Origin of the sequence: Agrobacterium sp. GD03872 (assembly GCF_029840625.1) — a bacterium.
In the GTDB taxonomy this organism is placed as follows: domain Bacteria; phylum Pseudomonadota; class Alphaproteobacteria; order Rhizobiales; family Rhizobiaceae; genus Agrobacterium; species Agrobacterium fabrum_A.
In genome coordinates, this window is sequence record NZ_JAOCCY010000002.1 from 181,653 (window position 1) to 203,021 (window position 21,369).

Sequence of the window (21,369 nt, forward strand, 5' to 3'; positions counted from 1 at the left end):
TTATGCCTCCACGGGTTGGATGCGCGTCGTGCGCGGCAGGCAGACAAATCTGTCGGCTGATGTCAGGATGACGTCGATGCCGCGCGGGAAGATGGCGTTGTTCTCCGCCCAAAGCATCGGGAATATGTCCGGCAGGCCGGAGGGGCTGATGATGTTGACATGGCGGATGCCGGGGCCGGAGAGCAGCAATTCCCGCCCGCCATCCAGATCAGGCAACTCGATGATGAGCGTTGTGGAGCGATCGGGATATTCCTGGCTTCCCTGGGCAAAGAGCCCGAAGGAGACAATGGCGCTTCCCGCTTCGATGACAGCGAAATGTGCTGCACTTTTTTCTTCCGTCACGGCTGCACCGGTATGAAATCCGATCCAGCCAGGGACGGTGGTTTTCCGCAGGGCGCCGCTCAGCCAGACCGGTGTATCGTGGTCACAGAGCGCCAGCAGAACCGCACCGGTGGCAGGGGCGAGCAGTGAAGGCGGGGCAACGGCGGTTTCGATTGTCTGCGGCGTGCCCGGCCGGGCCATGCCGTCCATAAGCTTCTTGAAAATTCGTTGGGAATCGAAGACGGCGTCGGAAAAACCGCCCGTCAATGCTTCGGCCTTGACGCTCATCAGTCTTCTCCTCGAACCATGGTGAAGAAATCGACCCGTGTTGCTGCGGTCTCTCTTGTCTTCCTGTCCTTCTCCTCGGCGAGCCGCCTTTCGACCGGCGAAAGAAGTTCGGCCTCGATGAAATCCCGTGTCGGGCTTTCCTGCCAGAGTGCATCGAAAATGGCGGCGTACCAGGCCTTCTTGCGGCCGGTGCCAAGGACATGCGCATGGCCGACGGTGCCGGAGGCAAGCTTGACGGTTGCCCGGGTAACGGTCGTCTCACCCAGATTGAAGGGCGCGCCGCCGCCGCCGATGCGGCCCCTGACCATGACGAGGCCGGTTTCCGGGCCGCGTACATTTTCCGTCCGGGGGCTTTCATCCTGCCGGTTCCAGACGGTTTCGAGTTCCTGAACGGTGGCGCGGGCAAGAAGCGCCGCCACCCGCTTTCTGTCTGCATTTAAGTCTGCAGTTTCGTGAATCATCGCTTGACCTCTAATGTCTATTGATATAGACAACTATACAATATAAGGTACATTTAACGTTGGTGAATGACAAGCGTGTGACATGAGCCCTTCGGCAGCAATGAAAAGAAAGAACGGCGTGGCGCTCTGGCGGCAGATTGCTGACAGGATCAGAGGCGAGATTGCAGCGGGCGATCACGATGAAACCGGCATGTTGCCGCCGGAAATGACGCTCGCCGAAAAATTCGGCGTCAACCGCCATACCGTCAGAAGCGCGATTGCTGCGCTTGCCAGCGAAGGCATTCTCGAACCGATGCAGGGGCGCGGTACGATGATCGCCCGCAAGGATCGGCTGAGTTTTCCGATCTCGCGACGCACGCGGTTCACGGCGGGTATTGCCGATCAGGTGAAGGAAATGGAGGCGCTGCTTCTGTCTCACACGACCGAGCCCGCCAATGCCGATCTGGCGGCGCGGCTGCAATTGCCATCAGGCACGCCGCTCATACGCCTCGAAACGCTGCGCAAGGCCGATAACCGGCCGGTTTCCCGCTCCACCACATGGTTCCCGGCGGAACGTTTCGCCGGAATAGGGGAGGCCTATCAGAAGAGCGGCTCGATTACCGCTGCCTTCAATATGCTGGGCGTGGCGGACTACGTGCGTATTTCCACCGTCATCTCCGCCAGCCATGCGGATGCGCAGGATCTGGCCGATCTCGAATTGTCGCCAGGAGCCATCCTGCTCGTCACCCAGGCGCTGAATGCCGACATGGATGGCGTACCGGTGCAATATGCCATCAGCCGCTTCTCGGCCGATACGGTGGAATTCACGGTTGAAAATTAGGGTGAAAGTCGCGGCGGAAGCTTATTCCGCCTGCGACAGGCCCAGTACATCCAGCATGGAATAGAAGCCGGGCTTCTTGTCGAAGGCCCAGACGGCCGCCGTGATTGCGCCGCGCGCGAAGATGGAGCGGTCGCCGGCATAGTGGGACAGCTCGACGCGCTCGCCCTCGCCGGCAAAGATCACCGAGTGTTCACCGATCACCGAACCGCCGCGCAACGTGGCAAAACCGATGGTGCCCGCCTCACGGGCACCCGTATGCCCGTCGCGCACGCGAACGGAGGAGGCGGTGAGATCGACCTTGCGGCCGGCAGCGGCTGCTTCGCCAAGCAGAAGTGCGGTTCCCGAGGGCGCATCGACCTTGTGCTTGTGGTGCATTTCCAGGATTTCGATATCCCAGTTCTGCGCATCCAGCGCCTGCGCCGCCTGCTGCGTCAAAACGCTGAGCAGGTTGACGCCGAGGCTCATATTGCCCGACTTGACGACACGCGCATGGCGCGACGCCGCCTTGAATTTTTCCTCGTCTTCCGCCGAGCAGCCAGTGGTGCCAATGATGTGCACGATGCGGGCCTGCGCGGCGAGGCCGGCAAAGGTGACGCTGGTTGCCGGCGAGGTGAAATCGATGACCCCTTCCGCATGCAGGAATGCCTGCAGCGGATCGCTGGTGATCTCGACGCCGATCGGGCCGAGACCGGCGATCTCGCCGGCATCACGGCCGATAAAGGCGGAGCCTTCGCGCGCGACGGCGGCATGCAGCTGAACGCCGGGAGTCTGGTGAATGAGGCGGATCAGCGCCTGTCCCATGCGGCCCGCCGCGCCGACCACCACCAGTTTCATGCCGCTGCTGCCCATGCTGTCACTCACTTTTCATCTCGGGCGGATCGAAACCCGCCGGTATCGGACGTTTGATGTTTGCAATGGTGACGTTAAAGACCGCCCGCCCGCTTCGCAAGCATCACATATGAAGGGTAGCCGGTCAGGCTCTCCAGCGCCGTCCGTCCAGCGACAGGCCGAAATCGGATGGCGTTCTCGAATAGGTGGCAAGACCGGAAAGCGCCGCCTGCGGATGGGTGACGACGAAGGTGGGAATGGTCCGCATCAGGGCGCTATGCGGCGCCTTGTCCTCGAAGGCGGCGCGGAATTCCGGGCCCTTCAGCGCCGGAATGATCTTCTGCGAGATGCCGCCGGCCAGATAGACACCGCCCTTGGCCATGAAGATCAGCGCGAGGTCGCCGGCCACGCGGCCGAGATAGGTGCTGAACAGCGAAAGAGTTTCTTTAGCCTGTGGATTCTCACCCGAAAGCCCGTGCGAGGTAATGTCGGCCGGATCGGAAAAGGCGGGTTCGATACCATCGGCCTTGCAGACGGCCCGGTAAAGATTGACCAGTCCGCGCCCGCACAGGATCTGTTCGCCGGCGACGCGGCCTTCGATGGTTTCGATATGCGGGAAAACCGCATAATCACGTGCGCTTCTCGGGCCGATATCGATATGGCCGCCCTCACCGGGCACCGGGAACCACATATGGCGGGCGTAAACCAGCCCGGCGACACCAAGCCCCGTGCCCGGCCCGAGAACGACGCGCGACGCCAGCACATCCTTGCGGCCGGAGCCGATGGACTCGCGATTGTCGTCGTCAAGTGCTGCAATCGCCAGCGCCTGCGCCTCGAAGTCGTTGATGATGATGACATCCTTCAGGCCGAGATTGGCCAGCATGCCGTTCGGTTTGACGACCCAATGGCAATTGGTGAGCGGAATCTCGTCACCTTCGATCGGGCCGGCAATCGCAAGAATGGTCGAGACCGGCTGAAGCGAGGTCTTGTCCAGAACCGCCTGCTGGATGGCGTCGTCGATTGTCGCATATTCAGCCGTCTTTACGGTGGTGAGGTGCACCGGTTCCGCAAAGGAATCGATCAGGATGGAAAAGCGGGCATTGGTGCCGCCGATGTCGCCAAGAAGGATCGGAAAGGACAGATATTCGGTATCGGACGTCTTCGGCATTGCCTGTTCCATATTGGGGAGGGTCAGTTGGCGACGTGGAAGTCGATGAGGTTTTCTGCAGTGGCGCGGTTAAGCGCCATGGGAATGTCATAGACCGTGGCAAGCCGGGTCAGCGCCTTCACGTCCACATCATGCGGCATGGCCGTCAGCGGATCGGTGAAGAAGATCAGCATGTCCACTTCGCCGGTGGCGATCATCGCGCCAATCTGCTGGTCGCCGCCGAGGGGGCCGCTCTTGAGGCGGATGACATCGAGCCCCGGGCAGGCTTCCTGCACGCGCCCGCCGGTGGTGCCGGTGGCGACGATTTTGAAACCGGCAAGCACCTTCTGGTGATGACGGGCGAAATCCGCCATATCGTCCTTTTTCTCGTCGTGAGCGATGAGCGCGATACAACGTTGCCCTTCCATGGTTCCAGCCCGTCCCCGTAAAGAATTAAATCGATTTGAAGCCTTCTATAACAGCTTGCCGCCATTTGAAAAGGGAAGCTGTTGAATGCCTCATTTCTGTTTCAGTTCAATGTCGGGCGCTGGGTCGGAAGCGGAATATCCGAAGGCGGCTGCAGGGTGGGCGCGTTCTGAATGACCTGCTCCACGCTCTGTTGACGCACGGCCTGTGCGGGCGCAGACGAATAGGCCTGGGCTGCAATTCCTTCGGGATTGGCGGAAGGAGCGGCGGCCACGGCGGCGCAGGCGGCCGGCAAATCCGAGACCATGACCGGGCGCGGTTTCACCGGCTTGGCATTGGGGTCCTTTTTCGGCGGCGCCCACGGTTCCTTGGTGAACCACCAGGCGAGCGACTTGTCGCAGCCGTCACCCTTGCCCACGGCAGCCTGCGGCTTGCAATTGGGCGTCCCCGGCGGGCATTCGAGACGGATGTGAAAATGCTCGTCGTGCCCGTAGATCGGCCTGATCTTGCCCATGAAGGTGCGGTCGCCGGTCCATGTCTGGCAAAGCTTCTGCTTGATGGCCGGATTGACGAAGACGCGCTCCACCTGCGGGTAACTTGCCGCCATCATCACCAGCCGGGCATTCAGCGGCGACCATTTGCGGTCATCGACCGTCAGGAACTTGCTCTTGTCCAGCATGGAGATGAACGGCACCGTTTCGCGCTGCTCCACGGTCAGGCGTGGTGTCGGCATGGGCCGCCACCACACATCGACATCAAGGCCGATCTGGTGCGAGGCGTGGCCGGTCAGCATCGGACCGCCGCGCGGCTGCGAAATGTCGCCGAGCAGCAGTCCCGGCCAGCCGATCTTCTGGGCATCCTGCGAAAATTGCTCGAGGAAGGAAATAAGCTGCGGCTGGCCCCAGCGCCGGTTGCGCGAAAGGCGCATGGCCTGCCAGCCGGGACCGTCGGTCGGCATGGCGATGGCGCCGGACTGGCAGCCCTTGGCATAGGAACCGATGGGCTGGGAGGCCGCGGCTGAGGGCAGGGCCATGTGGCCGAATACCTCTTTCGCGGGCCTGTCTTCCGCCGACGCGGTCTCCATCTGCAGCTGCAGCGCCGAGGCGACCGAGATCGCCAGCATGGCCGCCTTGAAAACTCTTGATGATCCCGCCGTCATATAGCCGCGCCCGTTCGATCAGGTGATTCTCTTCCCCTTAAGATAAACTGGAACGGGATTTTGTTGAAACCATGTTTCGCCTGGTATCTCGCAAAGCGGGGATAAAGACGCCGATAAAGAGCTTGTGAGTCAGCGCATCTGTTTTTTGCCAATCTTTCTTTTATGCTCTCTCCGACAAGTATGAAAACAGGGACATTCCCCGATGATATTGGCACCACTGAAATCCCGTCTCCTCATCGCGTTCGCGGCATCCGCCCTGCTGATACCGCCGGCGGCTTCCGCCCAGTCAGCGGATGTCTGGCGAAAGGGGATTTCGACGGTCGGGGAACTGAAACATCCCGATGGTTTCGACCATTTCGACTATGTGAATACCAGGGCGCCGAAGGGCGGTACGCTGCGCCTGTCGACATCAGGCACTTTCGATACGCTCAATCCGCTGCTTGCCAAGGGCGAGGCGGCAACGGGCCTCTCGCTGGTTTTCGATACGCTGATGAAATCGACGGAAGAGGAGCTGTCGGCCTCCTATGGTTTGCTGGCCGAGGGCGTGAGCTATCCCGACGATATTTCGAAAGCCACCTTCCGGCTGCGCGCGGAGGCCAAGTGGGCCGACGGCAAGCCGGTGACGCCTGATGATGTCGTCTTCAGCTTCGAAAAAGCGAAGGATCTGAGCCCGCAACTCGCGACTTATTACACCCACGTCACCAAGGCGGAGGTGAGCGGCGAAAGGGACATCACCTTTACCTTCGATGAAAAGAACAATCGCGAATTGCCGCAGATCGTCGGGCAGTTGCTGATCGTTCCCAGGCACTGGTGGGAAGGTGTCGGCCCGGACGGCAAGCCGCGTGACATATCGCGCGGCACGCTGGAGCCGGTCATGGGCTCGGGCGCCTATAAGATCGCAGCCGTCTCTCCCGGCTCGTCCATCACTTATGAACGCCGCGACGACTACTGGGGCAAGGACGTCAATGTGAATGTGGGGATGAACAATTTCAAAACCATCGGCTACACCTTCTTTGCCGATCAGGATGTGGAATTCCAGGCCTTCAAATCCGGCACCGTCGATTTCCGCCAGGAAGCTTCCTCCAGCCGCTGGGTCACGGGTTATGATTTTCCGGCCGTGAAGGAAGGCCGTGTCAAGAAAGAGGAACTGCCGAATATCTATCGCTCCGTCGGCATCATGCAGGCCTTCGTGCCGAATATGCGGCGCGAGAAGTTCCAGAACCCGAAACTACGCAAGGCGCTGAACTACGCTTTCGATTTCGAGGAGTTGAACCGCACGCTGGCTTACGGCCAGTTCCAGCGCATCAACAGCTTCTTCATGGGCAGCGAGCTGGCTTCCTCCGGCCTTCCGACCGGCCGCGAACTGGAAATTCTCCAGGAACTGAAGGATCAGGTCCCGCCGGAAGTCTTCACGACAGAATACCGCAACCCCGTCGCGGGTGATCCCGCCAAGCAGCGGGACAATCTGCGCGAGGCCGTCAAGCTGATGAAGGAGGCCGGTTATGAGCTGCGCGGTCGCCGCATGGTCAATGCGGCGACCGGCCAGCAGCTCGACATGGAGTTTCTGATCGATTCATCGGGTATGGAAAGAACCATCCTGCCCTATGTCCAGAATCTGAAGAAGATCGGCATCAATGCGACGATCCGCACCGTCGACGCCTCACAATATACCAACCGCACCCGCAGCTTCGATTTCGACGTTGCGGTCAAGCTCTGGGCGACATCGGCCAATCCCGGAAACGAGCAGGCGGATTTCTGGGGTTCGGCGGCGGCCGACCGGCAGGGCTCCAACAATCTCGCGGGCATCAAGAACCCCGCCGTCGACGCTCTGGTCAGAAAGGTCATATTTGCGCCCAACCGGGATGAACAGGTGGCCGCCGCGCGGGCGCTCGACCGGGTGCTTCTGGCAAACAGCTACGTCATACCGCAATTTTACCGCGGCGAGATGTTCATCGCCTACTGGAACACGCTTATCCGCCCTGAAAATCTGCCGCAATATGGCGTCGGTTTTCCGGACGCTTGGTGGTCCAGCCAGGCCGGAAACTGACGCCGGCCTTGCTTTCGCGGCTAAGGCTTGATTCACATAGGGCGAGACGAATCGCTTGGGGCGCGCAGGGCGCTTTCACGAAAGGACCGGGTTTGACTGAAACGAAAACCGCTGACGCAACGGCCGGGGGCAGAGGCTGATGGGCGCCTATATTCTCAGGCGTCTGGCGCTGATGATCCCGACCATCATCGGCATCATGGGCATTTCGTTTCTTGTCATCCAGTTCGCACCGGGCGGGCCGGTGGAACAGGTTGTGGCGCAGCTGACCGGCCAGGGTGACAGCGCCTCCGACCGGCTGTCAGGCGGTGGCGATCTTCTCGGCCAGTCCGGCGGTTTCGATGAAAGCGGCTCGAAATATCGCGGCGCACAGGGTCTCGATCCGGAACTGATCGCCAAGCTTGAGAAACAGTTTGGTTTCGACAAGCCGCCGCTGACCCGCTTTCTGGAAATGATGTGGAATTACATCCGCTTCGATTTCGGCGACAGCTTCTTCCGCAATTCCTCCGTCATCGATCTCATCATCGACAAGCTGCCAGTGTCCGCCTCGCTCGGCTTCTGGATCCTGATCATTTCCTACATCATCTCCATTCCGCTCGGCATCAAGAAGGCGGTTTCCGACGGTTCGACCTTCGATGTCTGGACATCGGGCATCATCATCATCGGTTATGCCGTGCCGAGCTTCCTGTTCGGTATCCTTCTCATCGTGCTTTTCGCTGGCGGCTCCTTCTTCGACTGGTTTCCGCTGCGGGGTCTGGTGTCGGATAATTTTGACCAGCTGAACTGGTGGCAGAAGATCATCGACTATTTCTGGCACCTGACCCTGCCGCTGATCGCGCTGTCGCTTTCGGCCTTTGCGACAACGACGCTGCTGACCAAGAACTCCTTCATCGACGAGATCAAGAAGCAATATGTCATCACCGCCCGCGCCAAGGGCCTTACTGAACGCAAGGTTTTGTATGGCCATGTCTTCCGCAACGCGATGCTGATCGTGATCGCCGGTTTTCCAGGCGCCTTCATTTCGGCCTTCTTCACCGGCTCGCTGCTGATCGAGAATATCTTCTCGCTGGATGGCCTCGGCCGCCTCGGTTATCTCTCGGTCGTCAACCGTGACTATCCGATCGTCTTCGGCACGCTCTTCATCTTCTCCCTGATGGGCCTCGTCGTCGGCCTTCTCTCCGATCTCATCTATACGTGGATCGATCCGCGCATCGATTTCGAGCGGAGGGACGTGTGATGACGCTCGCCCAACCCGCTGACACCGACATGCTGGCAAAACCGAAACGCCCATGGTTCTCGCCGACGACAAAACGCCGCTGGCAGAACTTCAAGGCGAACCGCCGCGGTTACTGGTCCTTCTGGCTGTTCCTGATCCTGTTTTTCCTGAGCCTGATGGCGGAATTCATCGCCAATGACAAACCCGTTCTCGCCTCCTACAAGGGCGAGCTTCTGGTGCCGGTCATGGTCGATTATCCGGAAGAAAAATTCGGCGGCTTCCTTGCCCAGACCGATTACAAATCCTCCTTCATCCAGGATGAGATCAACGCCAATGGCTGGATGATCTGGCCGCCGATCCGCTATTCCTATCAGACGGTGAATTCCAATATTCCCCATTCGGCGCCCACGGCGCCCTTCTGGCTGATGGATGAAAAGGAGCGGTGCTCGGCCTATCCTCAGGGTAATGCCGACCCCGGCTGTACGATGGGCAATCTCAACTGGCTCGGAACCGACAATCAGGCACGCGACGTGACGGCGCGGATGATCTACGGTTTCCGCATCTCCGTGCTTTTCGGCCTGACGCTGACGATCGCCTCGGCCCTCGTCGGCGTGACCGCCGGCGCCATCCAGGGTTATTTCGGCGGCTGGACCGACCTGCTGTTGCAGCGTTTCATCGAAATCTGGTCGTCCATGCCAGTGCTCTACATCCTGCTCATCATCGCGGCCATCCTGCCGCCAGGCTTCTTCGTGCTGCTCGGCATCATGCTGCTCTTTTCATGGGTCGGCTTTGTCGGCATCGTGCGGGCGGAATTCCTGCGGGCCAGAAACTTCGAATATGTCCGTGCCGCCCGTGCGCTCGGCGTGGGTAACTGGACGATCATGTTCCGCCACCTTCTGCCCAACGCCATGGTGGCGACACTGACCTTCCTGCCCTTCATCCTCTCGGGTTCGATCACGACGCTCACCTCGCTCGATTTTCTCGGTTTCGGCATGCCGCCGGGATCGCCGTCGCTGGGTGAGATGATCGCGCAGGGCAAGAACAACCTTCAGGCGCCCTGGCTCGGCCTCACCGCCTTCTTCACCATGTCCATCATGCTGTCGCTCCTGATCTTCATCGGCGAGGCCGTTCGCGACGCCTTCGATCCACGCAAGACGTTCCGGTGATTGCCATGACGGAAACAACTATCCAGCCGCTTCTCTCCGTCCGTGATCTCTCCGTCGCCTTCCATCAGGGTGGTGCGACCACGGTCGCCGTTGATCATGTGTCCTTCGATCTGATGCCGGGCGAAGTTGTCGCCCTCGTCGGCGAGTCCGGTTCGGGCAAGTCGGTGACGGCGAATTCCATCCTCAAATTGCTGCCCTATCCGGCGGCCAGCCACCCGTCGGGAAAAATCCTGTTCGATGGCAAGGACATGCTGACCCTGCCGGAGCGGGCGCTGCGCGCGGTGCGCGGCAACGACATCACCATGATCTTCCAGGAGCCGATGACTTCACTCAATCCGCTCCACACCATCGAGCGGCAGATCGGCGAGATCCTGGAACTGCATCAGGCGATCACCGGGGCTGCAGCGCGCGAGCGCACGCTGGAGCTTTTGCGCCAGGTCGGCATTCGTGAACCGGAAAAGCGGCTGAAGGCCTATCCGCATGAATTGTCCGGCGGCCAGCGCCAGCGTGTGATGATCGCCATGGCGCTCGCCAACCGGCCGAAACTGCTGATCGCCGATGAGCCGACCACGGCGCTGGACGTAACCGTGCAGGCGCAGATTCTCGAGCTGCTCGGCGATCTGAAAAGACAGCACGGCATGTCCATGCTGTTCATCACCCACGATCTCGGCATCGTCCGCAAATTTGCCGACCGCGTCTGCGTCATGACCAAGGGCAAGATCGTCGAGACCGGCACGGTGGAGCAGGTGTTCACCGATCCGCAGCACGCCTATACGCGTCATCTTCTGGCAGCGGAGCCGAAGGGCGAGCCGCCGCATTCCGATGCCGGCAAACCGGTCGTCATGCAGGGCGACGACATCAAGGTCTGGTTTCCGATCAAGGCCGGGCTGATGCGCCGGGTGGTCGACCATGTGAAGGCGGTTGACGGCATCGATATTACCCTGCGCGCCGGCCAGACGGTCGGCGTGGTGGGCGAATCCGGCTCCGGCAAGACGACGCTCGGTCTAGCTCTCTCGCGGCTGATCGCCTCGCAGGGCCGCATCAGCTTTATCGGCCAGTCAATCGACAGCTATTCCTATGAGATGATGAAGCCGCTCAGGAACCGGCTGCAGGTGGTGTTCCAGGATCCCTATGGTTCGCTCAGCCCGCGGATGTCGGTGGGCGAAATCGTCGCCGAGGGCCTGAAGGTGCATGAGCGGTCGTTATCGGCCGACGAGCGCGATACGCGTGTTGCCACGGCGCTGGAGGAGGTCGGGCTCGATCCGGCCACCCGCTGGCGCTACCCGCATGAATTTTCCGGCGGCCAGCGCCAGCGCATCGCGATTGCGCGCGCCATGGTGCTGAAGCCGCGCTTTGTCATGCTGGACGAGCCGACATCCGCACTCGACATGAGCGTGCAGGCGCAGGTGGTCGATCTGCTGCGCGATCTCCAGGCAAAACATGAGCTCGCCTACCTCTTCATCAGCCACGACCTGAAGGTGGTAAAAGCGCTGGCCAATGACCTGATCGTCATGCGCCACGGCAAGGTGGTGGAGAGCGGCCCGGCGGCGGAAGTTTTCGCCAGCCCGCAGCAGGACTATACGAAAGCGCTTCTTGCGGCGGCCTTCCATATCGAGGCGGTAGAAACGAAAGCGGTCAGCCAGTAAGGCGCATCACGTTTCCATTAAAGCAATGATTTTTCTGTTGCTTCGCGAAAAATGCCGACCCATGTTGCATGGCACGTGACACGGAAACGGATTGATTGCCATGGCAGCGGATGTGATCGTTTTGGGGGCGGGGATCATCGGGGTCTCCACCGCCCTGCAACTGGCCCGAAGGGGCAAGTCGGTGGTGCTGGTGGACCGGCGCGGGCCGGGCGAGGAGACCTCTTTCGGCAATGCCGGCCTGATCCAGAGAGAAGGCGTCGTGCCTTACGCCTTCCCGCAGGATCTGGCGCTGCTGCTGCGTTATTCCCTGAACAACAGCATCGATGCCCGTTATCATCTCTCGGCCCTGCCGAAGATCGCGCCTTTTCTTGGCCGCTACTGGTATAATTCCGCAGCCACGCGCCACGCGGCGATCGCCCGCGCCTATGCGCCGCTCATCGAACATTCGATCTCCGAACACAGCATCCTCATCGATGAAGCAAAGGCCGGCGATCTCATCGTGAAAAATGGCTGGATGGAAGCCTACAGGACCGCCGCAAGGCGGGACGCTGATTATGCCTTTGCCGAGCGTCTGGCGCGGGACCACGGCATTTCCCACACCAGACTCGATGCCGAAGAGCTGGCAGCGGCCGAACCGCATCTCAGCCGGGATTTTGTCGGCGGCCTGAAATGGAATGACCCGTGGTCGGTGCTCGACCCGCATGCGCTGACGCTGGCCTATCTCAAACTTTTCGAAAGCCTCGGCGGAACCTTTATCCGCGGTGACGCCTCCACTCTCAGCCAGACGACAAGCGGCTGGACGGTGCGCACCGAAACCGGTGCGGCCGAGGCGGAACATGCCGTCGTGGCGCTGGGCCCCTGGGCGGATACGGTGACGGAGAGGCTGGGTTATCGCTTTCCGCTCGGCGTGAAACGCGGTTACCACATGCATTACGCGCCGCAGGAGGGAACGAGGCTCAACAACTGGCTGATCGATGCCGAGCGCGGTTATTTCCTGGCGCCGATGCGCAAGGGGATTCGCCTGACGACGGGTGCGGAATTTGCCGAGCGCGATGCGCCGAAATCCCCCGTGCAGATCGAGCGGGCGGAACGGGTGGCCCGCACTGTCTTCCCCCTTGGTGGCCGGCTCGACGCGGAACCATGGATGGGCGCGCGACCCTGCACGCCGGACATGATGCCGATCATCGGCAAGGCCCCGCGTCATAAAACACTATGGTTTGCCTTTGGGCATGCCCATCACGGTCTGACGCTTGGACCCATTACTGGCCGCGTGCTTGCGGAAACCATGTTGGGAGAAGCGCCGGTCATCGCCATTGACGCCTATCGCGCGGAAAGGTTCAATCCCTGAAACGGAATCCACTGGCCTTCCTGTGACAGGCCACGTAACATGGTTCCATGCACAGGGGAAAAGGGGCAAACGTCATCATGGTGGCGCGGTTTCTCATCTATCAGCAGCAGGACGATTTTCGTTAGCGAAACTCGCTGCGCATGGAACGAGATGGAAACGGCTTGCTGGTGCATGATGGATGATATTGAGAACGCAAAGAAATTTTTCGCCGATAACCCCGATATCGAAATTCTCGAAGCTTTCGTCATAGACGCGAACGGTGTTCCGCGCGGCAAATGGATTCCGCGCGAACGGGCAATCGACGTGCTTGAGAAGGGAATGGCGATCCCCCGCTCCGTCTACGCGCTCGATATCTGGGGCCGGGATGTGCACGCCGCGGGGCTTGCAGAAGGCACGGGCGACCCGGACGGTTTTTGCTTCCCCGTTCCCGGCACGCTGTCGCGGGTGACATGGCTTGGCCGTCCGACGGCGCAGGTTCTGCTGGCGATGAAAAACCCGGATGGAAGCGGCTTCTACGGTGATCCGCGCCATGTTCTGGCGCAGGTTCTGAACGTCTATAAAAAAGCCGGTCTCACGCCCGTCGTGGCGACCGAACTCGAATTTTACCTGATCGATCCCGTCCGTTCCGCGCTCGATCCCGTCCGTCCGCCGCACAGCCGCGAGGGCCGTTGGCATACGGGCCAGACGCAGGTTCTGTCGATTTCCGAATTGCAGGATTTCGAGGATGTCTTCCACGATATCGCCACGGCCTGCCGCGCACAGGGCGTGCTTGCGGATACGACGCTGCGGGAAAACGGGCCGGGGCAATATGAGATCAACCTCAATCACGTGCCGGACGCGTTGCGGGCCGCCGACTTTGCCGTCTTCCTGAAGCGCATCGTCAAGGGTGTGGCGCGCCGGCATGATCTCGATGCCACTTTCATGGCCAAGCCTTACGGGTTGCAGGCAGGCAACGGCATGCATGTGCATTTTTCCGTTCTCGATAGGGACGGCAGGAACATCTACGCCGGGGAGAACGGCCCCTCGGATGCGCTGTTGCATTCGGTCGGCGGCCTGTTGGAGAACATGGGGGAAAGCATGGCGATCTTCGCTCCCCATGCCAATTCCTATCGTCGCCTGACGCCCAGCGAACATGCGCCGACCTATGCCTCGTGGGGCATCGACAACCGTTCCGCGGCGGTGCGCGTCATCGTTGCCAGCAAGGCCGCCACCCGCATCGAACACCGGGTCGCCGGCGCCGATACCAATCCCTATCTCGTTGTCGCGATGATCCTAAGCGCCGCGCTTGCCGGCATGAAGGAGAAGCGCCAGCCGGGCGGCGCGATTGCAGGTGACAGCCATGCCATCAATCATGAGCCGCTGCCCACCAACTGGGACTACGCTTTGCAGCGCTTCACGCGATCCAGCTTTGCCTATGCGACGCTCGGCCAGAAGTACCGCACGCTGTTTTCCGCCTGCAAGCAGCAGGAACTCTCCGAATTTTCCCTGCGTGTAACCGACGTCGAATATGACGCCTATATCAGGACGGTGTGAAATGGCTGAGGTAACGAACATTCCCAATCCCGGCCATACGTCGTCATGGTATGCGGCCTCCGCCAATGTCAAAACCGTGCGGCCGACGCTAGAAGGTGCGCTGGACGCTGATGTCTGCATCATCGGCGGCGGCTTCACCGGCATTTCCGCTGCCCTCGAACTCAGTGAACGCGGTTATTCCGTCATCGTTCTTGAAGGCGTGCGGGTCGGTTTCGGCGCTTCGGGGCGCAATGGCGGTCAGATCGTCAACGGTTATAGCCGCGATCTCGAAACCATTGCCGGCCGTTACGGACACGAAAAGGCGGTGAAACTTGGTGAAATGTCGCTGGAAGGCGGTGCGATCATCCGCGAACGCATCGCCAGATACGCCATCGATTGCGATCTCGTCGACGGTGGCTTTTTTGCCGCCTTTACGCCGAAACAGATCCGCGAGATGGAGGCTCACAAAGCCCACTGGGAAAAACACGGCCATGGCGGCCTCGAAATGGTCTCTAGGGCGGATGTTGGCCAATATGTGAAGACCGACCGTTATGCCGGCGGCATGATCGACCGTTTCGGCGGCCACATCCACCCGCTCAATCTGGTGCAGGGGGAAGCGGCGGCGGCCGAAAGCCTCGGCGCGCGGATTTTTGAGAATTCGCGGGTCATTGCGGTGGAGCAGGGCGCAAACCCCATTGTGCGCACGGCAACAGGCAGCGTGAAGGCGAAATATGTTCTCGTCTGCGGCAATGCCTATCTCGGCAAGCTGCTACCGGAAATCGGTGACCGGATGATGCCGGTCTCAAGTCAGGTCATGGCGACGGAGCCGCTGGATGTCGATCTGATCGAGGCTCTGCTGCCTGCCGATTATTGCGTTGAGGATGCCAATTATATCCTCGATTATTACCGTCGGACCTCAGACAACCGTCTGCTTTATGGCGGTGGTATCGGTTATGGCGGCAGCGATCCGGCCGACCTGACGGGTGTGATCCGTCCGAACATGCTGAAGACCTTTCCGCAACTGGAAAGGACCAGGATCGACTTCGCCTGGAGCGGCAACTTCGCACTGACGCTGACGCGCATCCCGCATATGGGCAAGCTGTCGGACAATATCTATTTTTCGCACGGCGACAGCGGTCATGGCGTCACGACCACGCATCTGCTCGGCAAGATATTGGGCGAGGCCGTTGCCGGCCATGCCGAACGTTTCGATATCTGGAGTTCCCTGCCGAACTATCCGTTCCCGGGGGGCAAGACGTTCCGCGTGCCGCTGACCGTGCTCGGCGCCTGGTGGTATGGCATGCGGGACAGGCTTGGTCTTTAGAACGTCACCGTTTTCAAGCCGGCAAGCGCGTTTGCGGTGATCTCTTCAGGCGTGGCGTCGATGCTGACGGTCACGACGCCCGGCTCGCCGGTCGGCACTTCCAGCGTGGCAAGCTGGGTCTGAAGCAGCGAGAGAGGCATGAAATGGCCCTTGCGCTCACCCATGCGCCGGCTGAGAAGCTCCAGACTGCCATCGAGATAAACGAAGGCGAGCGGACCGCCGGTGGCGGCGCGAAGACGATCGCGATAGATTTTCTTGAGCGCCGAGCAGGAAACGACGATACCGTTGTTTTCGCTGCCCTTGCGCAGTTCGATGCCAATCAGATCGAGCCATGGCCAGCGATCTTCATCGGTCAGGGGAATGCCCTCGGACATTTTATCGACATTGGCTTTAGGGTGAAGCCTGTCGCCTTCTATGAAGGCAACGGACAGTTCTGCTGCCAGTTCCTCTGCGACCGTGGACTTGCCAGAGCCGCTCACTCCCATCACGACGATTGCCTGTGTCACCCGAACCTCTGATATTTCTGTTTCGACGGTTTGCCCCTAACATGGGCGGCAGGTATCGGGAATATAAAAATGCGGGGCCTGCCGGCCTCAGTTCCCGGTTTTGCGGCTTGCGGCCTTTTCCAGCGCGGAAAAGCCGGTGTGGATCAGGATCGCCAGTGCCGCGACGATCAATCCGCCCTGCAGAATGAAGGCGAGATTGTTGGATTGCAGGCCGGCAATGATCACTTCGCCGAGGGTGCGCGCCGCGACCGTCGAACCGATCGTTGCGGTGGAAAGGCTGATGACCGCCGAAAGCCGGATGCCGGCGAGAATGGCCGGCAGGGCAAGCGGCAATTCCACTTTGACGAGGCTCTGCCATCCCGTCATGCCGCTGCCCCTGGCGGCATCCATCACCGTTGCGGGCAGGGTGGTAAGCCCCGTCAGCGTGTTTTCGAACACCGGCAGCAGGGCATAGAGAAACAGGGCGATAAGGGTGGGTTTCTCGCCAAAACCGATCATCGGCACGGCAAGCGCCAGCACCGCCACCGGCGGAAAGGTCTGACCGATATTGACGATGCTGCGCGACAGCGGCAGGAAATCCGCACCGAAAGGCCGGGTGACGAGAATGGCAAGCCCGCCCGCCACCAATGTGGCAAGCCCGGTCGCAATCGCAACCGTGGTCAGGTGTGACAGGGTCAGGGACAACAGATCGGCCTGCGTGTAGATCGCCGGCGCATTGACCTGCACGAGAGGGCGGAATATCGGCGCGAAGATTTGCGGTGCGGCAAGGAAGACGATCAGCGCCAGCGTCAGGAAACCGAGAATAAGGAGGGATAAGGCGTTTTTCATGAAGCTCCGGCGGCACGCTGGAGGAGAACATCACGCCGCACCCGGCCCGCCGGCTGGCCATCGTCTTTCAGAACCGGCAAAACATCGCAACCCGCCCATAACATGGCCGACAGGGCATCGCGCTGGCTGGTATTTTCGTTGAGCGGCTCGCCTTCGGCAGTTCCCGGCTCCATGGCGTCCGCAACGGAGAGAACCGAGAGCAGTTTCAGCGCGCGTTCGTTTTCGCCGATCATGGTGCGCACGAAATCCGTCGCGGGTTTCAATACCAGTTCGGCCGGCGGGCAGTCCTGCACGATACGACCCTTATCCATCACCGCGATACGATGCGCCAGACGGAAGGCCTCATCCATGTCATGGGTGACGAGAACGATGGTGACGCCGAGTTTCTTCTGGATATCGAGGAGATCGTTCTGGGCCTTGGCGCGGATCACCGGATCCAGCGCACCGAAAGGCTCGTCCATCAGGAGAATGTTTGGTTCGGCAGCCAGCGCACGGGCCACACCGACACGCTGCTGCTGGCCGCCGGAAAGCTCGTGCGGGAAGCGGTCGGCATAAAGCGCGGGATCGAGCTGGAAGAGATGCATGAGCGCATCGATCTTCGCCGCGATGCGTTTGCGGTCCCAGCCGATCAGCTGCGGCACGGTGGCGATATTCTCCGCCACCGTTCGGTGCGGAAACAGGCCATGGCCCTGAATGGCATAGCCGATCTGGCGGCGCAGCTTGAAACCAGGTATGGCGCTGACATCTTCACCGTCGATCCGGATCGCGCCGGACGTCGGCTCCACCAGCCGGTTGATCATGCGCAGCAGGGTGGTTTTTCCCGACCCCGAGGTGCCGACGATGACGGTGACGGTGCGCGGCGCAACGGTCAGCGATACCTGATCCACCACGGCCGCATCGCCATATCGTTTCGTGATGGTGTCGATCTCGATCATGCCTTTTGCCTTCCGCCTGCGCTGAAGAGATTGCTGTCTATGAAGGCGTCGAGCGTTATCGCGGCGGCGAAGCCCATAAGAACGGTCGGCACGGTGCCAAGAAGCACGAGGTCCATCGCCGTCTGCCCGATGCCCTGAAACACAAAAACGCCGAAGCCGCCGCCGCCGATCAGCGCCGCGATGGTGGCCAATCCGATATTCTGCACCAGCACGATACGGATGCCGGTGAGGACGACCGGCATGGCCAGCGGAAATTCCACCCGCAGGAGCCGTTGTACCGGCGTCATGCCAAGCCCGCGCGCCGCTTCCCGGACCGCCTGCGAAACGCCGGAAAGGCCCACCACCGTATTGGAAACCACCGGCAGCAGCGAATAGAGTAACAGCGCCACGAATGCGGGCGCCATGCCGATGCCGGCAATGCCGATCTTCGCCGCTCCCGGCACGGTGGCGGCGATCCAGCCGAGCGGCGCGATCAGAAGGCCGAAGAGGGCGATCGATGGAATGGTCTGGACGATGTTGAGGCTGTTCAGCACGCCAGCGCGCAACCGCTCGACCTTGCAGCAAAGGATACCGAGCGGAATGCCGATGATGGTCGCCGCGATCAGCGAACCGATGGCGAGTTCCACATGCCGCCGGGCCTCGGTCCAGAAAATATCGGCCCGGCCGGTATATTCCTTGATGATGGAGAGATCGTTCCAGAGGCCGCTTGTCAGCACCGCCGCAAGCGCAGCCGTCGCCACCAGCAGGAGTAAAATTCGAATGGCCGGCTTCGGCTGGAGGCGGGCAATACAATCCGTGATGAGCAGAGCCAGCCCGGCAAATATGAGCCAGAAACCGCTGGCGGGGGAAATGCGGGCAAAACCGTTGCCCTCCGGTGTGAGGAAAGATGCTGCCTGTCCCACCAAAACCGCCAGCGTCGCAAGACCGATCAGCGCAATTGCAAGCTTCAGTCTCGCGGGAAAGCGGAAAAAGGCGAAGAAAGCCGCAACAAGAATGACGGTTGTGAGAACGGCGCCGGCCGAAGCCGGAAGGGCTTCGAAAACCGTTCGTGTCTCACCCTGAACGATCCGGTTTGCACGGAATGTCATGAAGGGCGATGCAAGAAGCGCATAAAGAAGCAGGCATGAAATCAGTACGCCCACCTTGTCAGGCCATTTCGTCAAATCCAGCTCCCCTGTACCCCCTTGGGCTGGGGCGGGGCCAGGAGAACGCTTCCGTTCCCGCCGCCCGCGCCAGCACCGCGAGTGTTACTTGACGAAACCGTTCTTGGTAAGAAAGTCGAGCGCCACGGTCTTGGCCTGTTCGCCGCCCACCTGCACGCGGGCGTTCAGATCCTGCAGCGTTGCCAGATCGAGCTTTTCGAACACGGGTTTCAGCAACGTCTCGATATCAGGGTGCTTTTTCAGCACCTCTTCGCGAATGATCGGCGCTGGCTGATAGGCCGGCTGCACATGTTTGTCGTCCTCCAGCACCACAAGACCCGAAGGCGCAATGCCGCCGTCCGTGCCATAGACCATGGCGGCATTGGCGTTGTTGGTCTGGTTGGCGGCGGCGGCGATCGTGGCGGCGGTATCGCCGCCGGAGAGCGTGATCAGCTGATCGGGCTTCATGGTGAAACCATAGGTCGTCTGAAATGCCGGCAGGGCCGCAGCGGAATTCACGAATTCGGAGGAGGCGGCAAGAACGACCTCGCCGCCATCGGCAACATATTTGCCGAAATCGGTCAGTGTCTTCAGATTGTTCTTGTCGGCGACATCCTTGCGCAGTGCAATCGCCCAGGTGTTATTGGCCGGCGACGGTGTCAGCCAGACGATCTTGTTGGCGTCGTAATCGAGCTTTTTCGCCTCCTCATAACCTTTGGCGGCATCCTTCCACAGCGGCTCATCCGCCTTGGAGAAAAAGAAGGCGGCGTTGCCGGTATATTCCGGATAGATGTCGATCTCGCCTGCGGCGATCGCCTTTCGGACAACCGGGGTGGCGCCGAGCTGGATGCGATCCGTCGTCTCGATCTTATTCTGATTCAAAACGGCGAGGATGATGTTGCCGAGAACGCCGCCCTCCGTGTCGATCTTCGACGACACGACGACCTGCGCCTGGGCGATGGAAACCGAAAGGGCAAGCGCAAGTCCGGCGCCCGTCAACGTCATCAAGCGTTTCATGAATGTTCCTCCGGTGGGTCGGCCTGCCGAACAGGCGAAAAATCGCCGCCGCAATTGCGGCTCAACAAGAACGACCGGGGAGGAAAAAGGTTGCAACGCCAGCCGGATTTTTCTCGCGGCGGACCCTTGCCAGTGCCCGTTGCCCGCCGTCAGGCCTCGTCGTCCCGCTTGCGCGCATCCTTGCCCATAACGAGCGGCATGAGAACGGATAGGAACAGAAGCCTGATGACGTGATGCGAACCGACATAGGCGGTATCGGCATGCATCATCACCGCCATGGCCGCCATGGTTTCGAGACCGCCCGGCGAGTAGGCGATCATCACGGCATTGAGCGGCACGCCGGTCACGCCTGAAATCACCCAGGCAATGCTGCCGGCAATCACCATCACGGCGATGGTGACGACGAAACCCGCCAGAAAGCCCTTGCGCACTTCCATCAGCGATACATTGGAAAAGCGCGTGCCGATGAGACAGCCGATGAGCACGTAGACGGGCAGGCTGAGCCAGGTGGGAACACCGCCCTGCGTGAGGCCGGTAATATGGGTGCCGATGGAAATGGCGACGCCGCCAAGCAGCAGCGCGGCCGGAAACTTCCAGCGCAGGAAAAGCCATCCGGTCAGAAGCGACGCGGCGATGGTCAGCACCAGCGTAAAAAGGCCCATTGGCGGGTTCGTTATCAACGGTTCGGTGCTGACGAGATCGAAATATTCGACGATCAGCGGCACGGAAAGCGTCAAGGCCAGCACCCTGACACTCTGCACGATGCTGACGGTTGCAAGATCGCTTTTCGTTTCCGCGCCAAGGCTGATGATATAGCTGAGGTGACCGGGAGAAGCGCCCAGCATCGCTGTCGTCCGGTCGTAGCCGAAGCCGTAATGCAGGATCCAGTAGGCCACGTAGAGCATGATGACGACGGCGACGAGCACAACGGCGAAGCTCAACGGCCAGGTCTTTGCGGCATCGATGACCGAGGGCGTTACGCTCGTTCCCATGGAGATGCCGACGACGACGAAACAGGCGTTGCGGATGAAGGCGGGAATCCCGAGTTTCACACCCGCCAGTCCGGTGATCGTCACGGCAAGCGCCGGCCCTGAAAGAAAGGGGGCGGGGACATGAAGCAGGCTGGCAAGCAGCGCACCCATGCTGCCGACGAGCGCGGTAAGTGCAAATGTATGGAATTCAGGCTTGATGATCATTGCGACGCTGATTGGTTGCTTGAAAAAGCTCGTGACCAA

At 60.7% G+C, this 21,369-nt stretch carries 20 protein-coding genes; 8 read left to right on the plus strand and 12 right to left on the minus strand.

Features of this window, described 5'->3' with window-relative positions:
- Positions 1–609 (minus strand): phosphonate C-P lyase system protein PhnH, encoded by a 609-nt coding sequence (gene phnH / locus N5D22_RS04810; protein ID WP_279654636.1) that lies wholly within the window; start codon positions 607–609, stop codon positions 1–3.
- Positions 609–1,070, minus strand: coding sequence for a phosphonate C-P lyase system protein PhnG (phnG, locus tag N5D22_RS04815; protein ID WP_279654637.1), 462 nt, complete (start codon positions 1,068–1,070; stop codon positions 609–611). The genes phnH and phnG overlap by 1 nt, the downstream gene beginning before the upstream one ends.
- A gap of 82 nt (positions 1,071–1,152) precedes the next feature.
- On the opposite strand from phnG, the gene phnF reads away from it, so the two are divergent.
- A complete protein-coding gene (gene phnF, locus N5D22_RS04820) occupies positions 1,153–1,890 on the plus strand; it encodes a phosphonate metabolism transcriptional regulator PhnF (protein WP_279654638.1) in 738 nt (245 codons plus the stop codon).
- 21 nt (positions 1,891–1,911) lie between these two features.
- Here the strand turns inward: phnF and dapB are convergent, their stop codons facing one another.
- The 4 genes from dapB to mepA all read right to left on the minus strand — a co-directional run bounded on the left by dapB (position 1,912) and on the right by mepA (position 5,450).
- Positions 1,912–2,739 (minus strand): 4-hydroxy-tetrahydrodipicolinate reductase, encoded by an 828-nt coding sequence (gene dapB / locus N5D22_RS04825; protein WP_279655036.1) that lies wholly within the window; start codon positions 2,737–2,739, stop codon positions 1,912–1,914.
- Positions 2,740–2,863: 124 nt separating this feature from the next.
- Positions 2,864–3,886, minus strand: a complete 1,023-nt coding sequence (locus tag N5D22_RS04830; RefSeq protein ID WP_279654639.1) for a glucokinase — start codon at positions 3,884–3,886, stop codon at positions 2,864–2,866.
- A 23-nt stretch (positions 3,887–3,909) separates the two neighbouring features.
- A complete protein-coding gene (locus tag N5D22_RS04835; RefSeq protein WP_279654640.1) occupies positions 3,910–4,293 on the minus strand; it encodes a methylglyoxal synthase in 384 nt (127 codons plus the stop codon).
- Positions 4,294–4,394: 101 nt separating this feature from the next.
- On the minus strand, positions 4,395–5,450 hold the full coding sequence (gene mepA, locus N5D22_RS04840) for a penicillin-insensitive murein endopeptidase (protein WP_279654641.1): 1,056 nt from the start codon (positions 5,448–5,450) through the stop codon (positions 4,395–4,397).
- Between the two features lie 202 nt (positions 5,451–5,652).
- Here mepA and N5D22_RS04845 point away from each other — a divergent pair, with 202 nt between their 5' ends.
- From N5D22_RS04845 to N5D22_RS04875, 7 genes are all read left to right on the plus strand, one after another.
- Positions 5,653–7,497, plus strand: coding sequence for an extracellular solute-binding protein (locus N5D22_RS04845; protein WP_279654642.1), 1,845 nt, complete (start codon positions 5,653–5,655; stop codon positions 7,495–7,497).
- Positions 7,498–7,636: 139 nt separating this feature from the next.
- Entirely contained in the window at positions 7,637–8,731 is a 1,095-nt protein-coding gene (locus tag N5D22_RS04850) for a microcin C ABC transporter permease YejB (protein ID WP_279654643.1), read from the plus strand.
- The gene (locus N5D22_RS04855; RefSeq protein ID WP_279654644.1) at positions 8,731–9,876 is read left to right on the plus strand and encodes an ABC transporter permease; all 1,146 of its coding nucleotides are present in this window, start codon (positions 8,731–8,733) and stop codon (positions 9,874–9,876) included. Before N5D22_RS04850 ends, N5D22_RS04855 begins: the two co-directional genes overlap by 1 nt.
- 5 nt (positions 9,877–9,881) lie before the next feature.
- Complete coding sequence (locus tag N5D22_RS04860) at positions 9,882–11,522, plus strand: ABC transporter ATP-binding protein (protein ID WP_279654645.1); 1,641 nt, start codon at positions 9,882–9,884, stop codon at positions 11,520–11,522.
- 100 nt (positions 11,523–11,622) lie between these two features.
- Positions 11,623–12,870, plus strand: a complete 1,248-nt coding sequence (locus N5D22_RS04865) for an FAD-binding oxidoreductase (protein ID WP_279654646.1) — start codon at positions 11,623–11,625, stop codon at positions 12,868–12,870.
- 171 nt (positions 12,871–13,041) lie between these two features.
- On the plus strand, positions 13,042–14,403 hold the full coding sequence (locus N5D22_RS04870) for a glutamine synthetase family protein (RefSeq protein WP_279654647.1): 1,362 nt from the start codon (positions 13,042–13,044) through the stop codon (positions 14,401–14,403).
- Between the two features lies 1 nt (position 14,404).
- The gene (locus N5D22_RS04875; protein WP_279654648.1) at positions 14,405–15,706 is read left to right on the plus strand and encodes an FAD-binding oxidoreductase; all 1,302 of its coding nucleotides are present in this window, start codon (positions 14,405–14,407) and stop codon (positions 15,704–15,706) included.
- Here the strand turns inward: N5D22_RS04875 and N5D22_RS04880 are convergent.
- From N5D22_RS04880 to N5D22_RS04905, 6 genes are all read right to left on the minus strand, one after another.
- Positions 15,703–16,191 (minus strand): gluconokinase, encoded by a 489-nt coding sequence (locus tag N5D22_RS04880; protein ID WP_279655037.1) that lies wholly within the window; start codon positions 16,189–16,191, stop codon positions 15,703–15,705. The two genes, N5D22_RS04875 and N5D22_RS04880, sit on opposite strands and share 4 nt — an antisense overlap.
- Positions 16,192–16,299: 108 nt before the next feature.
- Positions 16,300–17,040, minus strand: a complete 741-nt coding sequence (locus N5D22_RS04885) for an ABC transporter permease (RefSeq protein ID WP_279654649.1) — start codon at positions 17,038–17,040, stop codon at positions 16,300–16,302.
- Entirely contained in the window at positions 17,037–17,975 is a 939-nt protein-coding gene (locus N5D22_RS04890; RefSeq protein WP_279654650.1) for an ABC transporter ATP-binding protein, read from the minus strand. Before N5D22_RS04890 ends, N5D22_RS04885 begins: the two co-directional genes overlap by 4 nt.
- Positions 17,972–19,138: an ABC transporter permease gene (locus tag N5D22_RS04895; protein ID WP_279654651.1), complete on the minus strand. Its 1,167-nt coding sequence runs from the start codon at positions 19,136–19,138 to the stop codon at positions 17,972–17,974. The genes N5D22_RS04890 and N5D22_RS04895 overlap by 4 nt, the downstream gene beginning before the upstream one ends.
- 84 nt (positions 19,139–19,222) lie before the next feature.
- A complete protein-coding gene (locus N5D22_RS04900; RefSeq protein ID WP_279654652.1) occupies positions 19,223–20,134 on the minus strand; it encodes an ABC transporter substrate-binding protein in 912 nt (303 codons plus the stop codon).
- 149 nt (positions 20,135–20,283) lie between these two features.
- Entirely contained in the window at positions 20,284–21,330 is a 1,047-nt protein-coding gene (locus N5D22_RS04905; protein WP_279654653.1) for an AbrB family transcriptional regulator, read from the minus strand.
- Positions 21,331–21,369 lie beyond the last annotated feature (39 nt).